Here is a 14,834-nt window from a genome sequence, read left to right as displayed (position 1 = left end):
TGCTCCCGCGCTTTCTTCACGCTCCCCCCGCGTTTTCTTCATGCCTCCGCGCGGTTGGTAGCATCGAAGGACACGGCCGGCCGCGCACGACCTCCGCCGGACCGGCGGCAGCGCCGCGATCCGCCGCTGCGAGCACGAAGCGAAGCGACTCGCCCTCCGCCGCGCCCGACCACGCGCGGGGCCGGCGACCGCCGTCACGGCACGCCCCACGTTGGAGAGGTCACCCACATGCCACCGCTCAGGTCACGCACTGTCACCCACGGCAGGAACATGGCGGGCGCCCGCGCGCTCATGCGGGCCAGCGGCGTCGAACGCGAGGACTTCGGCAAGCCGATCGTCGCGGTGGCCAACAGCTTCACCCAGTTCGTGCCCGGCCACGTCCACCTGGACGAGGTCGGCAAGGTCGTCGCGGGCGCCGTCCGCGAGGCCGGCGGCGTGCCCCGCGAGTTCAACACGATCGCGGTGGACGACGGCATCGCGATGGGCCACGACGGCATGCTGTACTCGCTGCCGTCCCGCGAGGTGATCGCGGACGCCATCGAGTACATGGTCAACGCGCACTGCGCCGACGCCCTCGTCTGCATCTCGAACTGCGACAAGATCACCCCGGGGATGATGCTGGCGGCGCTGCGCCTGAACATCCCGACGGTCTTCGTGTCGGGCGGGCCGATGGAGGCGGGCAAGCCGGTCGAGGGCGTCATGGGCGGCAACAAGCTCGACCTGATCGACCCGATCATCGCGTCCGCCGACGCGTCGCTCTCCGAGGAGAAGCTCCTCGAGATGGAGGAGAGCGCCTGCCCGACCTGCGGGTCCTGCTCCGGCATGTTCACCGCGAACTCGATGAACTGCCTCACCGAGGCGATCGGCCTCGCCCTGCCGGGGAACGGCACCGTCCTCGCCACCCACACCGCCCGCCGCCGCCTCTACGAGGACGCGGGCCGCACCGTCGTGGACGTCGCGCGCCGCTACTACGACGGCGACGACGAGTCCGTCCTGCCGCTGAACATCGCCACCTACGACGCGTTCGCGAACGCCATGGTCCTGGACGTGGCGATGGGCGGCTCCACCAACACGATCCTGCACCTGCTCGCCGCCGCGACCGAGGCCGGCGTCGACTTCGGCCTGACCGACATCGACGAGCTGTCCCGCCGCGTCCCCTGCGTCTGCAAGCTCGCCCCCGCCACCGGGAAGTACCACGTCGAGGACTGCCACCGCGCGGGCGGCATCCCCGCCCTGCTCGGCGAGCTGCACCGCGGCGGCCTCCTGAACAGCGCCGCCCACTCGATCCACTCCGCGTCCCTCGACGAGTTCGTCGCCAAATGGGACGTCCGCTCCCCCGACGTCCTGCCGGAGGCCGTGGAGCTGTTCCACGCGGCGCCCGGCGGCGTCCGGAGCACGTCCGCGTTCAGCCAGAGCGCCCGCTGGGAGTCGCTCGACCTCGACCGCGAGAACGGCTGCATCCGCTCCGTCGAGCACGCCTACACCGCCGACGGCGGCCTCGCCGTCCTGCGCGGCAACATCGCCCCCGACGGCGCCATCGTCAAGACCGCCGGGGTGGACGAGGAGCTGTGGACGTTCACCGGCCCCGCCGTCGTCTTCGAGTCGCAGGACGACGCCGTCGAGGGCATCCTCGGCGGCAAGGTCAAGGCCGGCGACGTCGTCGTGATCCGCTACGAGGGCCCGAAGGGCGGCCCCGGCATGCAGGAGATGCTGTACCCGACGAGCTTCCTCAAGGGCCGCGGGCTCGGCAAGGCGTGCGCGCTGGTCACCGACGGCCGGTTCTCCGGCGGCACGTCCGGCCTGTCCATCGGGCACGCGTCCCCCGAGGCGGCGGGCGGCGGCATCATCGCCCTCGTGGAGGACGGCGACCGCGTCGTGATCGACATCCCGAACCGGGTCCTGGAGCTGGACGTCCCGTCCGACGAACTCGAGATCCGCCGCGAGAAGCTCCTCGCCGACCTCGGCGGATACCGTCCCCGCGACCGCCACCGCCCCGTCAGCGCCGCCCTGCGCGCCTACGCCGCGATGGCGACCTCCGCGTCCACCGGCGCGGCCCGCGACGTCTCCCAGCTCGACGGCCTCAGCGGCTGAGCACTACCTCCGAGGTAATCGCTTCCATTCCCCCACGGCACCAGAGTGGGACATGCCCGACCACTCGCCGAAGGAGATCGCGATGACCGCCTACGCCCTCGCCCACCTGCACCCGCAACCGCCGCTCCACGACGACGTCTTCACCTACATGCACCGCATCCAGGCCACGATGGACCCGTTCGGGGGCCGCTTCCTCGTCCACGGAAGCAATCCCGAGGTCATCGAGGGCCCGGTGGACGGCGGCTTCGTGCTGATCGGATTCCCCGACATCGACAGCGCCCGCGCCTGGTACGCGTCGGACGCCTACCAGGCGATCCTGCCCATGCGCACAGACCACATGGAAGGCACGGCCGTCCTGCTACACGGCGTCCCGGACGGCTACGACGCCGCCGCGACCGCCGAAAAACTGCGCACCGCCCAGGCCAGCGCCTAGGAGCAGCAGCCTCCGCCGCAGCAACCGCCTCCACCGGCGGGCTTCGGCGGCGGCGCGGTGCCACGGGACGTGCCCGTGACGGCGACCGTGGACAGCAGCTTGACCGTGTCGTCGTGTCCGTCCGGGCACCGGGCCGGGTCGGACGCGTTGATCATCGGACGGGAGATCTCAAAGGTCGACCCGCAGGCACGGCAACGATAGTCATAACGAGGCACCCTGTTTGTATAGCATTTCTCTCCTCCTTCGGGCCCGGGGGCCCTCCATCGTCGAGAAATGCGGTGCGATCGCTGCATCGCTTCGTCTCGCCTGGCGGCTCGCTGCGCGATCAGTTTCTTGCTTCGCTCGAAACTGCCTTCGGACGCGATCGCGACGGTTTTGGTCGTTGCGGGGTTGCGGTGGTGGCTGGTGTCGCTGCGCCCTCGATCCGATCCCTGACGTCACTTGACCTCAGCCATGGTCACGGGTTGTGTCGCAACGGGGCCCGGGGGTCAGGCAGCGGGTTCGGAGACGTAGGCGGCCCATTGGGGGTCGCCGTCGTGGATCAGGCCGATGAGGCGCCAGTGGGCGCCGCGGGGGACGCCGGGGGTGACGCTGAGCGTCCAGCCGAGTTCTTCGAGGAGGCGGTCGGCCTTGCGGTGGTTGCAGGTCATGCAGGACGCGACGCAGTTCTCCCAGACGTGCTTGCCGCCGCGGCTGCGCGGATGGACGTGGTCGATGGTCTCGGCGCGGCGGCCGCAGTAGACGCAGCGGAAGTTGTCGCGGCGCATCAGCGCGGCGCGCGTGAGGGGGACGCGGGTCCGGAACGGGATGCGCACGTAGCGGCGGAGGCGGATGACGGAGGGGACCTCGACCGTCATCGTCGCCGAGTGGAGGACCGCGCCTGAGGTGTCATGGTGGACGATCTCCGCCTTCTCCCGAAGCACGAGGCAGACCGCCCGCCGGAGCGGGAGCGTGGTGAGTGGTTCGTACGTCGCGTTCAGGAGGAGGACTTGTCTCATCTCAGACGCCCTCCACCGGGCTGTGCTGTTCGGTAGCCTCGGCGGGCGCGACTGGGCGCGCCTCGCACCGAGGCCCGATTATTGTCTCCGGTACCTGCGCACTCGCCATGAGGACCTCCCCGGGGCGAACCGACCAAATCAGTGTGGCGTCTGAGGGAGGCCGTCCGCTACCCCAATAATCCCCCTTCAGGGGGCCGGTCGAACGCAAACGGACGTTCGCGGCGGGTCGAAGTGTACGTGACGGGCAGTCCGGAACGCCCAATACAGTGCACCGTATGAGGCCGTATCCGCCCGCGCGGCGCCAGGACATCGTCGAGGACCTCCACGGGCACCGGGTCGCGGACCCGTACCGCTGGCTCGAAGACCCCGGCGCCGCCGACACCAAGGCGTGGCTCGCCGCGCAGGACAAGCTGTTCCGCAAGGTCATGGACCCGCTGCCGGCGCGGGACGCCCTGCGGCGGCGGCTCGGCGAGCTGCTCGGCGCCGGAAGCGTCGGCTCGCCGATATGGCGGGGCGAGCGCCGGTTCTTCACGCGCCGCGCGCCCGGCCAGGAGCATCCCGTCCTTTACACGGCGGGCCCGGACGGCTCCGAGCGCGTCCTCATCGACCCGATCGCCCTTGACCCGGACGGCACCACCACCCTGGACGGATGGCAGCCCGACAAGGAGGGCCGCCGCCTGGCGTACAAGATCTCGACCGGCGGCGACGAGGAGTCGCTCCTGTACGTCATGGACGTCGCGTCCGGCGAGCGCGTGGAGGGCCCGATCGACCGGGCGCGGTACTCGTCGATCGCGTGGCTGCCGGACGGCGAGGCGTACTACTACACGCGGCGGCTGCCCGCGCGGGACGTCCCGGCGGGCGAGGAGCAGTACCACCGGCGCGTCTACCTGCACCGCGTCGGCACCGAGCCCGACACCGACACGCTGATCTTCGGCGACGGGATGGACAAGACCAACTACTACGGGGTCTCCGTCAGCCGGGACGGCCGCTGGCTCACGGTCTCCGCGTCGCAGGGCACCGCGCCGCGCAACGACCTGTGGATCGCCGACCTGTCCGCGTCGCCGCCCGGGTCGCCGGAGCTGCGCGCCGTCCAGGAGGGCGTGGACGCCGCCACCGGCCTGCGCGTCGGACGCGACGGCCGCGCCTACGTCTTCACCGACCGCGACGCGCCCCGCTCCCGGCTGTGCGTCACCGACCCCGCCGACCCGTCCTACGAGACCTGGCGGGACCTCGTCCCGCAGGACCCGGAGGCCGTCCTCACCGACTACGCGATCCTCGACGACCTCGACCGTCCCGTCCTCCTCGCCGGGTGGATGCGGCACGCGATCAGCGAGATCACCGTCCACGACCTGGAGACGGGGGCGCGGCTCGGGACCGTCCCCACCCCCGGCCTGGGCTCGATCGGCGGGATCATCGAGCGCCCCGAGGACGGCCACGAGGCGTGGTTCGGCTACACCGACAACGTCACGCCGTCGTCGGTCATGCACTACGACGCCCGCACAGGCGAGACGACGCTGTGGGCCTCCGCCCCTGGGACGGTCGAGGTCCCCGACATCGAGACCCGCCAGATCACCTACACCTCCCGGGACGGGACCGAGGTCAGGATGCTGGTCTCCTCCCGGCCCGGCCTCTCCGGCCCGCGCCCCACCGTCCTGTACGGGTACGGCGGTTTCAACGTCCCGCTCACGCCGGCCTATTCGGCGAGCATCCTCGCCTGGGTGGAGGCGGGCGGCGTGTACGCGGTCGCGAACCTGCGCGGCGGGTCCGAGGAGGGCGAGGAGTGGCACCGCGCCGGGATGCGCGACCGCAAGCAGAACGTGTTCGACGACTTCCACGCCGCCGCCGAAAAGCTCATCGCGGACGGCCTGACGACCCCGTCCCGGCTGGCGATCTCCGGCGGCTCCAACGGCGGGCTGCTGGTCGGCGCGGCGCTCACCCAGCGTCCCGAGCTGTACCGGGCGGTGGTGTGCTCGGCGCCGCTGCTGGACATGGCCCGGTACGAGCGGTTCGGCCTCGGCGAGACCTGGAACGACGAGTATGGCCGGGCCGACGACCCCGAGGAGTTCGGCTGGCTGATCGGCTATTCCCCGTACCACCACGTCCACGCGGGCACGGCCTACCCGGCCGTCCTGTTCACGACGTTCGCCGGAGACACCCGCGTGGACCCGCTGCACGCCCGCAAGATGTGCGCCGCGCTGCAGCACACCACCGCGTCCGAGGCGCCGATCCTGCTCCGCGACGAGCCGGAGGTCGGCCACGGCAGCCGTTCGGTGAGCCGCTCGATCACCCTGATGGCGGACACGCTCGCCTTCATGGCCGCCCAGACCGGCCTCACCCTCCCGGACGAATTGACGCGTGATCTAATAGCTGGGTGATCCCGCCGATGACGGACGTCCCGTCCCGCATGGACCGTGTCCTCGACCTGCTCCGCGACCCGCCCGCCGAGCCGGACGTCTCACCGGGCTACCTCGACCTGCTCGGCCCGTCCGCGAAGCCGTCCCCGTCGCTCGCGCAGTCGGCGATGCAATCGACGTTCCTGCCGCAGATCTACGAGCGGGTGTGGCGCCCCATCGGCTTCAACCTCGCCAAGGGCTGGCCGATCGGCCCGGACACCGCGACCGAGCACGCCATGGCCCGCGACTGGCTCGGCCTCTCCCACCCCGGCTACGCCGCCCGCCCACCGGCGACCGTGCTGGACGTGGCCTGCGGCCCCGGCAACGTCACCCGCGCCCTAGCCGAGGGCGTCGGACACGACGGCCTGGTCATCGGCCTGGACGCGTCCCAGACAATGCTCACCCGCGCCGTCGCCGACACCACGCAGGACGTCATCCGCTACGTCCGAGGCGACGCCGTAGACCTCCCCTTCAACGACGAGTCGTTCGACGCCGTCTGCTGCTTCGGCGCCCTCTACCTCTTCGACGACCCCTGGACGGCCCTGGACGGCATGACCCGCGTCCTCAAACCAGGCGGCCACCTGATAATCCTCACCTCCCGCCGCCCGCTCCCCACAGCCCGAATAGCGAGCACCCTCCTACGCCGCACCACCGGCTTCACCGTCTTCGGCGACCAAGAAATCACAAGGGCCCTAACCACCCGCGGCTACAAGTCGCTAAAACAACGCCGCTACCCCCTAATGCAGTTGGTCGGAGCAAGCCGCCCCTGACCAGAAGCCGCATCAACCGCAACGGGCGCGACAACCGGCACCCACTACTGCGGCGACACCAGCCGCCGCCGCAACCCCGCAACAACCAAAACCACCGCGATCGCGTCCGAAGGCAGTTTCGAGCGAAGCAAGAAACTGATCGCGCAGCGAGCCGCCAGGCGAGCCGAAGCGATGCCAGCGATCGCACCGTGTTTCTCGACGATGGAGGGCCCCCGGGCCCGAAGGAGGAGAGAAATACAAACAAACACAGCCCCGAGCCGCGGGTGCCCGCCGGGCCGCGCCACCGGCGGACGGGCCCGCGGCTCGGGTGTCTTCAGCGGAGGTGTTTCTCGATGTAGATGTTGACGATGCCGCCGATGGTCTCGCGGCGGGTCTCCGTCCAGCCGAATTTGGCGTAGAGGGCGAGGGCGGGGCCTTGGAGTTCGGTGGTGTCGGCGCGCAGGACGCGGTAGCCGTACTCCACGGCGCGCTGTTCGAGGGCCTGGACGACGGCGGTGCCGTAGCCGCGGCGCTGCACGGCGGGCCTGACGCGGAGCCGGACCATTTCGACGGCGTCGAGGGCCGGTGCGCCGGGGGCGTAGCCGCCGTAGGCGCGGGCCCGGCCACCGGGGACGAGGTCGGCGCGGCGCAGGCCGCCCATGGCGACGATGCGGCCGTCGAGTTCGCCGACGAGGAACTCGCCGTCGTTGCGCAGGTAGATGTCCTCCATGCGGAAGAAGTCGTGGTCGTAGTAGACGCCGTCGCCGGGGCGCAGACCGACCTGGGCGAGGCCTTCGCGGTGCAGGGCGAGGACGGCGGCGTGGTCCGCGGCGCCGTAGCGGCGCAGCCGGAGCTCCCGGAACCCCCACGCGGGGGGGTCGTCCTGGAGCCTGACGAGGGCGCGGGCGGGGTGCTCCTGCCAGGGCGTGCTGTCAGGGGTGCCCATGCGGGTCAGACCTGCTCGGACGGTGGTACGGACGGGCGTCCCTGCGTGGGGCTCGTCACCCAGGGTCCGGCGAGGGCCTCGGTGAAGTCCTTCAGCCCGGGGATCTCGCCGTGCTTGGCGTTGACGGCCGCGCCGATCTGGCGGGCGCGGTGCACGAGGATGTCGGACCGGTGGTCGGGCGGCAGGTCGAGGATGGCCTCCTGCCCGGCGGCGAGCGCGGCGTCCGGGAGGCCGGCGTGGAACTTGCACATGGCCCGGTCGAGGCGCACGAGGGTCAGGTCGACGCGGTCGGTCGGCGAGTACAGGGTCAGGGCGTGGCTGAGCACCTCGTCGCCGTGCTTGTGGTCGCCGAGGCTGGTGAACGTGTCGCCCTCGTAGAACGCCATCTGCCGGTCGGTGAACCCGTACACCAGGTCGCTGGTGTCGGTCTTGGAGAGCTGGTCGAACACCGAGCGTCCGCGGACGAGGGCGCGCCGGGCGCTGGGGGCGGCGTCGCCGCGTCCGCGCATCGCGAGCATGCCGAGCGCGCGGGCCTCCACGGCGGGCGCCATCGCGGCGGCGACGCCGGGGGTCCGGCCGGCGAGGTCCTGCGCCTTGCGGGCCAGGTGCAGCGCTTCGCGGGGGTCGCCGTAGTACATCGGCACGAGCGATTCCCGGACGGTCACCCAGGCGCGCAGCTGCCGGTCGCCGGTCTCGTCGGCGGCGGTGCGCGCGGTGCGGAAGAACGAGCGGGCGAGCCGGTGGTCGCCGAGGTTGATCATGATCAGGCCGGACAGCCCGGACAGCTGCGCGGCGATCCGGCAGAGCCGTTCCTGCAGCTCGACGGGCTGGCGCTTGTCGCACATGCGCCGCACCTCGCTGAAGTCCAGCAGCACGTCGCAGAGCATCCGCAAGGACGGGGTCGCCTGGTACTGCTGGCCGTAGCCGTAGGTGGTCTCCTCCCACTGGTCGAGCATGGTCGGCGAGACGGTCGCGCCGACGAGCGTGTCGTCCATCTTGCGGCGCAGGTTGTCGACCGCCCCAAGGAACTGACCGTCGAGCGCCACGCCCGCTCCGGCCAGCAGTTGCAGAAGGGTCCTACGAAGCACGATGTCCTCCTCTCCCACATCAATGGTCAGGGGGCCGTCAGCGCGGTTGTGGCCCCGTAGGTCGTTGACAGTTGCCCAGGGCCGCTCTTCGGCCCTGGTGACGATCGCCCCGATGAGTGCCTCGGGGCCTGATGCCGCGTGCCGCTCCGCCGGCCGCGGTTTCGGGACGCTCGCGGCGCCCGGGCGGACGGCGTGACCGCGTCCGCAGATGCAGGGGCTCTGGTAGTCGAGTGCGTCGGGCTCCACCCGGTAGACGGCGCACAGGTAGTGCAGGTATTCGGGGCCCGGCCTCTTGTAGCCGCTCTCGTAGGCCGACAGCAGCGTCTCCCCCAGCCGGGGCGGCGGTTTGCCGTCCACCTCGTAGAGGGCTCTGACCTGCGCGACGATGTCGGAGAGCGCGACGCCGTGCGCCAGCCTGTGCGCCTTGACGCGGCTGGTGCCGAACAGCGGCCCGCACTGCTCGTGGATCTCCTGCGCGATCTCGACCGGGCCGCGGCCTCGGGCCAGGGCGTGCGCGCGGATCCGGCGAGCCACGTCCGTTTCTTTCCGAGGGGGATCCGACATCGACTCCGGCCTCCTCACCGTCGGGCCTGGACGCCGTCTCCTCGGGGGAGGGCGATCGTCCCGGCCACGGCGACCGGTCTGGTCTTGGCCACGACAGATAATCTCTTGCGCACGCAGCGTAACCCTCGTCACATGGCCCGCCAAGCGATTCCGGCGAAGAGGGGGCGGTCGGGGTGCCTCCCGCCCCCCGTGGGTAGAGATTCTTCCTCCGCAGGGGGGTGGACTTCCTCTGAGGTGGGGTAATCCGGTACTTCGCCGGACGCACGGTCACTTGACCCCGCACCGTGAGAGTTGCAATTCTCGCCGCGAGTGACTGAACGGATTCACAGAGTTGATCAGTTGACCGGTACTCGCCGACAGAGGGGGTGCGAAGGTGGTCAGCGACAGACGCGTCGGCTACCTGGAGGCACTGGAGCAGGAACTCGACACGCAGGGCCTGGTCGCCCGCGTCGTCAGGACCCGCTCGGGGCCGGCGTTCCTGCGCGTCGTGAACCCGGAGGCCGCGAGCCTCGCGGAGGACGTCACGTGCGCGCCGGCCCCGGAGACCAAGGACCACTACTTCTGGTGGTCGTGGGGCGAGCGCATGCACCGCGTCGACGACGTGGGCGGCGCCGCGATGAAACTGGCCCACGTCCTCCAGCCGCTCCGTCGCTGACCCTCGCCCAGACTCCTGGGGAGCCGCCCCAGACTTCCCGGGAAAGCGCGGACGCCGCCTGCTGATTCGCGGCGTCCCCCGAGACCGGGCGTGTCCCGCGGGGCCGTGGCCGGAACGGCGCGGCAGCCGCGGACCTCGCGGGACACGCTCGCCGGACCAGCCCTCCCCGGCCGTGCCGCGGCACCTCGCTGACCTCGCGGACTTCGGGACGAACCGGTCGGAAACGTCCCCTACGATCGGCTCCGAGCCCGCCGCGGGTCCACGGCGAGGCGTCCAGGCAGCACAATGGCCGGGGAGGGTCTGCCGTATGTCACTTCTCGCCGCCGCGCCGTCGCTCCTGCCCTGGGCGCAGGACGGGTCCCCCGAAATCGCCTGCCGGGACCGGACGCCCAGCACCGCGTGCCGGCTCGTCTGGAACGTCTCGCACAACGACGGGTTCACCAAGTTCTTCTCGACGTGGCTCGACGGGCCCCTCACCACCCTCTTCTGGATCGTCGTCACGTTCGTGATCGCGCTGATCCTGAAGAGCATCGCGCACCGCATGATCACCAGGGTGACGGTGCGGATGTCCGAGGGCACGATGACCGAACGGGCCAGGGAACGGTCCCGGACGGTCTTCGAGGGCAGCCCCGCCCTGCTCAACAAGCGGCGGGCCCAGCGCGCCCAGACGCTCGGCTCGGTGCTGCGGTCGATCGCGTCCGTCCTGATCATGGGGACGGCGGCGTTCAGCATCCTCGGCTCGCTCGGCCTGAACCTGGCGCCGATCCTGGCCAGCGCGAGCGTCATCGGCGTCGCGGTCGGCTTCGGCGCGCAGAACATCGTCAAGGACCTCCTCGCCGGGCTGTTCATGCTGCTGGAGGACCAGTACGGCGTCGGCGACTTCATCGACGTCGGCACCGCCAAGGGGACGGTCGAGGCCGTCACGCTGCGGGTCACCCGGATGCGGGACCTGGACGGCGTCGTCTGGTACGTCCCGAACGGGGAGATCAAGAAGGTCGGGAACGAGTCGCAGAACTGGGGCCGGGCCGTCCTGGACATCCCCGTCGACATCAACGAGGACACCGAGAAGGTCAAGGAGATCCTGCAGTCCACCGCCGACGAGCTGGCCGCGGACGAGCGGTGGAAGGACATCGTCCTGGAGGCCCCGGCCGTGTGGGGCGTGCAGGCGCTCGCGGGCGACGCCCTCGTCATCCGCGTCGTGCTGAAGACGGCGCCGGGCAGGCAGGGCGACATCGCCCGCGAGCTGCGCGAACGCGTCAAGCGGTCGTTCGACCAGGCGGGCGTCACGGTCGCCACCCCCGCCCCGTAGGGGATCAACCCGTAGGGGATCAAGGTGAGGACCGCGGCGGCTCTCACATAGGGTGGGAGGCGCTATGGCTGAACAGGTGACCTTCTATGAGGCGGTCGGCGGCGAGGAGACCTTCCACCGGCTGGTGCACCGCTTCTACCAGGGTGTCGCGGACGACCCCGACCTTCGCGCCCTCTACCCCGAGGACGACCTCGGGCCCGCCGAGGAACGGCTGCGGCTGTTCCTGATCCAGTACTGGGGCGGCCCGACCACCTACAGTCAGCGGCGCGGGCATCCCAGGCTGCGGATGCGGCACGTTCCGTTCGTCATCGGCCTCGCCGAGCGGGACGCCTGGCTGCGGCACATGCGGGACGCGGTGGACGAGCTGGAGCTGCCCGAGCATCTGGAGAAGCAGCTCTGGGACTACTTCACGATGGCCGCGCAGAGCATGGTGAACGCCCCGACGTAGCGTGGTGAACGGCCCGGCGTAGCGTGGTGAACGGCCCGGCGTGAGCGGGTAGATCGCCCTGTATGACGCGAATCCCGTGGTGGCGCGACGCCGTCGTGTACGAGGTCTACGTCCGCAGCTTCGCCGACTCCGACGGGGACGGTGAGGGCGACCTCCAGGGGATCCGGTCCCGGCTCGGCCACCTGCGCGACCTCGGCGTGGACGCGCTGTGGCTCACCCCGTTCTACACCTCGCCGCTCGCGGACGGCGGCTACGACGTCGCCGACCACCGCGACGTCGACCCGCGGTTCGGCACGCTCGGCGACTTCGACGCCCTGGTGGAGGACGTCCATGCGCACGGCCTCCGGCTGATCGTCGACATCGTCCCGAACCACTCGTCCGACCGGCATCCCTGGTTCCAGCAGGCGCTCGCCGCGCCGCCCGGGTCGCCCGAACGCGCCCGCTACATCTTCCGCTCGGGGAGGCCAGGCGAGGAGGGGCCGCCGAACGACTGGCCGTCCTCGTTCGGCGGCCCGGCCTGGACGCGGGTGGACGACGGCGAGTGGTACCTGCACCTGTACGCGCGTGAGCAGCCGGACTTCAACTGGCGCCACCCCGAGGTGCGGCGGGAGTTCGAGGAGATCCTGCGCTTCTGGCTCGACCGCGGCGTGGACGGCTTCCGCATCGACGTGGCCGCCGGCCTGTTCAAGGACGACTCCTACCCCGACCTGAACGGACGAGGCACCCGCGTACTGAACGGACCCATGTACGGCCGTCCAGAAGTCCACGACGTGTACCGGAAGTGGCGGCAGATCCTGGACGAGTACGACGGCGACCGCATGGCCATAGGCGAGGTATGGACGGACGGAGCCGAAGACCTCGCGCGCTACCTGCGTCCAGACGAGCTGCACCAGGTTTTCCAGTTCGACCTGCAACTCGCCCCGTGGTCAGCGCCGGCGTTCCGCGACGTGGCGACAGCCGCGATAAAGGCCGTCGCCCCTACTGGAGCCGCACCGACCTGGGTGCTGTCCAGCCATGACGCCATTCGCCACGTCACCCGGTACGAGCAGCCAGAGGGTGCCCCTGGCATCGGGCAGGCACGGGCTAGGGCGGCGCTGCTGATGCTCTTGGCGCTCCCCGGGTCGGCGTACCTGTACCAGGGCGAGGAACTGGGCCTGCCAGAGGTGACCCACCTTCCCGATGAGGCGCGACAGGATCCGATCTGGAAACGCACGAACGGGCAACGGGTAGGACGGGACGGCTGCCGGGTCCCGCTCCCCTGGGCGGGCACTGCGGAGCCTTACGGGTTCTCGCCTGACGGCGTCCGTCCATGGCTGCCGATGCCGGACGGGTGGGCGTCCATGACCGCCGAGGCGCAGTCGTCCGACCCGTCCTCCATGCTGGCGTTCTACCGCGAGGCGCTGGCCCTGCGCCGCCACCTCCGGGACGCTCTGCCCGAGGACATGGAGTGGCTCGACTCCCCCGACACGGCCGTGTTCTTCAGGCGCGGCCCGCTCACGTGCGCGCTCAACTGCGGCGAGAACCCGCTGCGCCTCCCGCCTGGCCGTCCGCTGCTGACCAGCGCTCCCCTGGACGACGACCTACTGCCCGGCAACGCCGCCGCCTGGCTCACCACTGACTGAAAGCAGGATGCGGTGTGCCGGCCGTGCCAGGGGTCAGCGCACGGCACGGCACACCGCAAGTTCCGCTACAACGGGTCGCTTCAACGCGTCGCTGCAGCAGGTTCGCTACAGCGGCGGGCGCTGGAGCTGGAGGGGGTCGTCGGCGAACGGGCCGGTCTTGAGCGTCTGCACGCCGGACTCGACGCCCGCCCAGCGCTTGACGAACGCGATCGACTTTGCCTTCTCGTCGGCGGACAGCTTGTCGATGAGGCGTGCGCTGTGGTTCAGGCCCTGCGCGGTGTACACGGCCGAGTCGCGGCTGCCGCGCCCGAGGCGGAACGGCTCAGAGCCCCACGGGTCGTTGGAGCCGTACAGGAACAGCATGTGGTTCGCGTTCCGTTGCACCCAGCCGTCGATGTCGCGCATGGCGCGGCCGTGGTCGAAACGCATCCGGATGTCGCTCGGGACGTAGGTGCGCGGCTGGTAGCTGCTCTCGTACCGCAGCAGCGGGCGCAGGTGCTTGAACTTCGGCGAGGGCCAGCCGAGCTCGGTGCCCGCCTGGTAGTAGTACGGGACGTACGGGGCGAGGCCCTGGTCGCTGTAGAACGAGAGACCGGCGATGGTGTCCAGCGACTTGTAGAGGTCGTCGTCGGAGGCGTCCAGCGAAGGCAGCGCGGCGCAGTCGGACTGCAGGCTGTACTGCCAGAACGCCCACTCGTAGTCCATCACCGAGTTCTCGAACGCGCGGTCCTGCGTGCGCAGGATCTCGAACGTCCAGCCGCCCTCGTCCGCGGCCGCCTTGAAGCGCTTGAGCATGGCGGGACGGCGTTCGAGGAACTCCCGCGCGAGGGCCTGGATGTGAGCGCGGCACTTGGGGTCGTCGCCGACGTTCTTGAAGAACGCGTCGTAGGCGCGGTCGTCGTCGTTGTTCACATCGTTGGGGGCCACGTAGACGACGCTGCCGTCGACGTCATGCGGGTAGAAGCGCTTGTGGTAGACGGCGGTCATGCCGCCCTTGCTCGCGCCCGTCGAAATCCACTTGGTGCTGTAAATCTTCTTCAGTTCACGGATGAGCCGGTGCTCGTCGGTCGCGGCCTGCCAGATGTTGTCCTTCGTCCAGTCCGTGGGTTCGGGACGGGACGGGGTGAAGTAACGGTACTCAAGCGAGATCTGGTTGCCGTCGACCAGCGCGGTCGGCTCGGACGTGAACATCACCTCCGGCGTGTTGTAACCGCTGGTGTAGAGCACCATGGGCCGGTCCGTCGACTTGTGCTGCAGCATGATGCGCTGCTCGAACCACTGCCCCCTGGGGTTGCGGTGGTCGACCGGCTGCTTGTACTCGAGCCAGAACCAGCGGTAGCCGGGCAACGTCGAGGTCTTCTCCGTCACCTGCATTCCGGGAATCGCCTTGAGCCGGTCAAGGACGTCGCCGGCCTGGGCAGTACCTGTCTGGGCAGTGTCCGCCCGGTCCGTGACCGCCTGCGCCGTCGTGGCGCCGACTCCGGTCACTCCCGCGGCGAGCAGCAGTGCCATCGCTCCTCGTGAGACGCGCCGCATTT

Annotated in this window: 12 protein-coding genes and 1 pseudogene; 8 read left to right on the top strand and 5 right to left on the bottom strand. The window is 70.5% G+C overall.

All coding sequences use genetic code 11. The annotated features are described in order from the left end of the window. The first annotated feature begins 228 nt into the window (after window positions 1-228). Complete coding sequence (ilvD, locus tag ACH35V_RS38165; RefSeq protein ID WP_395979753.1) at window positions 229-2,091, top strand: dihydroxy-acid dehydratase; 1,863 nt, start codon at window positions 229-231, stop codon at window positions 2,089-2,091. Between the two features lie 82 nt (window positions 2,092-2,173). Next, entirely contained in the window at window positions 2,174-2,524 is a 351-nt protein-coding gene (locus ACH35V_RS38160; RefSeq protein WP_395979752.1) for a DUF1330 domain-containing protein, read from the top strand. Here ACH35V_RS38160 and ACH35V_RS38155 read toward each other — a convergent pair. Both ACH35V_RS38155 and ACH35V_RS38150 read right to left on the bottom strand, forming a co-directional pair. After that, a complete protein-coding gene (locus ACH35V_RS38155) occupies window positions 2,521-2,739 on the bottom strand; it encodes a zinc ribbon domain-containing protein (protein WP_395979751.1) in 219 nt (72 codons plus the stop codon). The two genes, ACH35V_RS38160 and ACH35V_RS38155, sit on opposite strands and share 4 nt — an antisense overlap. Window positions 2,740-3,012: 273 nt before the next feature. After that, on the bottom strand, window positions 3,013-3,522 hold the full coding sequence (locus ACH35V_RS38150; protein WP_131967410.1) for an HNH endonuclease: 510 nt from the start codon (window positions 3,520-3,522) through the stop codon (window positions 3,013-3,015). A 275-nt stretch (window positions 3,523-3,797) separates the two neighbouring features. Between ACH35V_RS38150 and ACH35V_RS38145 the strand changes: the two genes are divergently transcribed. Together ACH35V_RS38145 and ACH35V_RS38140 are read left to right on the top strand one after the other, a co-directional pair. Further along, the gene (locus ACH35V_RS38145) at window positions 3,798-5,897 is read left to right on the top strand and encodes a prolyl oligopeptidase family protein (RefSeq protein ID WP_395979750.1); all 2,100 of its coding nucleotides are present in this window, start codon (window positions 3,798-3,800) and stop codon (window positions 5,895-5,897) included. After that, the gene (locus tag ACH35V_RS38140; protein ID WP_395979749.1) at window positions 5,894-6,685 is read left to right on the top strand and encodes a class I SAM-dependent methyltransferase; all 792 of its coding nucleotides are present in this window, start codon (window positions 5,894-5,896) and stop codon (window positions 6,683-6,685) included. Before ACH35V_RS38145 ends, ACH35V_RS38140 begins: the two co-directional genes overlap by 4 nt. Window positions 6,686-6,998: 313 nt before the next feature. Here ACH35V_RS38140 and ACH35V_RS38135 read toward each other — a convergent pair whose 3' ends face one another. Together ACH35V_RS38135 and ACH35V_RS38130 are read right to left on the bottom strand one after the other, a co-directional pair. After that, window positions 6,999-7,610 (bottom strand): GNAT family N-acetyltransferase, encoded by a 612-nt coding sequence (locus ACH35V_RS38135; RefSeq protein WP_395979748.1) that lies wholly within the window; start codon window positions 7,608-7,610, stop codon window positions 6,999-7,001. Between the two features lie 5 nt (window positions 7,611-7,615). After that, window positions 7,616-9,262 (bottom strand): XRE family transcriptional regulator, encoded by a 1,647-nt coding sequence (locus ACH35V_RS38130; RefSeq protein ID WP_395979747.1) that lies wholly within the window; start codon window positions 9,260-9,262, stop codon window positions 7,616-7,618. A 373-nt stretch (window positions 9,263-9,635) separates the two neighbouring features. On the opposite strand from ACH35V_RS38130, the gene ACH35V_RS38125 reads away from it, so the two are divergent. The 4 genes and pseudogenes from ACH35V_RS38125 (at window position 9,636) to ACH35V_RS38110 (ending at window position 13,296) form a co-directional block, all read left to right on the top strand. Continuing rightward, entirely contained in the window at window positions 9,636-9,917 is a 282-nt protein-coding gene (locus tag ACH35V_RS38125; protein ID WP_395979746.1) for a hypothetical protein, read from the top strand. A 307-nt stretch (window positions 9,918-10,224) separates the two neighbouring features. After that, entirely contained in the window at window positions 10,225-11,226 is a 1,002-nt protein-coding gene (locus ACH35V_RS38120) for a mechanosensitive ion channel family protein (protein ID WP_395979745.1), read from the top strand. 76 nt (window positions 11,227-11,302) lie between these two features. Further along, window positions 11,303-11,668, top strand: a pseudogene (locus tag ACH35V_RS38115) (globin); the annotation flags it as partial. A 68-nt stretch (window positions 11,669-11,736) separates the two neighbouring features. Further along, window positions 11,737-13,296 (top strand): glycoside hydrolase family 13 protein, encoded by a 1,560-nt coding sequence (locus tag ACH35V_RS38110; RefSeq protein WP_395979744.1) that lies wholly within the window; start codon window positions 11,737-11,739, stop codon window positions 13,294-13,296. Window positions 13,297-13,401: 105 nt separating this feature from the next. On the opposite strand, the gene ACH35V_RS38105 is transcribed toward ACH35V_RS38110, so the two are convergent. Beyond that, on the bottom strand, window positions 13,402-14,808 hold the full coding sequence (locus ACH35V_RS38105) for a S28 family serine protease (RefSeq protein ID WP_395979743.1): 1,407 nt from the start codon (window positions 14,806-14,808) through the stop codon (window positions 13,402-13,404). Between the last annotated feature and the right edge of the window lie 26 nt (window positions 14,809-14,834).

Source organism: Actinomadura sp. 1N219 (assembly GCF_044326405.1).
Lineage (GTDB): Bacteria > Actinomycetota > Actinomycetes > Streptosporangiales > Streptosporangiaceae > Spirillospora.
This window is presented reverse-complemented; position numbering and strand designations above follow the sequence as displayed.

What these genes read in the sequence shown, in the direction of transcription:
- ilvD (WP_395979753.1), top strand. Translation starts at nt 229, where the DNA reads ATGCCACCGCTCAGGTCACGCACTGTCACCCACGGCAGGAACATGGCG.
- ACH35V_RS38160 (WP_395979752.1), top strand. Translation starts at nt 2,174, where the DNA reads ATGACCGCCTACGCCCTCGCCCACCTGCACCCGCAACCGCCGCTCCAC.
- ACH35V_RS38150 (WP_131967410.1), bottom strand. Translation starts at nt 3,522, where the DNA reads ATGAGACAAGTCCTCCTCCTGAACGCGACGTACGAACCACTCACCACG.
- ACH35V_RS38145 (WP_395979750.1), top strand. Translation starts at nt 3,798, where the DNA reads ATGAGGCCGTATCCGCCCGCGCGGCGCCAGGACATCGTCGAGGACCTC.
- ACH35V_RS38135 (WP_395979748.1), bottom strand. Translation starts at nt 7,610, where the DNA reads ATGGGCACCCCTGACAGCACGCCCTGGCAGGAGCACCCCGCCCGCGCC.
- ACH35V_RS38130 (WP_395979747.1), bottom strand. Translation starts at nt 9,262, where the DNA reads ATGTCGGATCCCCCTCGGAAAGAAACGGACGTGGCTCGCCGGATCCGC.
- ACH35V_RS38120 (WP_395979745.1), top strand. Translation starts at nt 10,225, where the DNA reads ATGTCACTTCTCGCCGCCGCGCCGTCGCTCCTGCCCTGGGCGCAGGAC.
- ACH35V_RS38110 (WP_395979744.1), top strand. Translation starts at nt 11,737, where the DNA reads ATGACGCGAATCCCGTGGTGGCGCGACGCCGTCGTGTACGAGGTCTAC.
- ACH35V_RS38105 (WP_395979743.1), bottom strand. Translation starts at nt 14,808, where the DNA reads ATGGCACTGCTGCTCGCCGCGGGAGTGACCGGAGTCGGCGCCACGACG.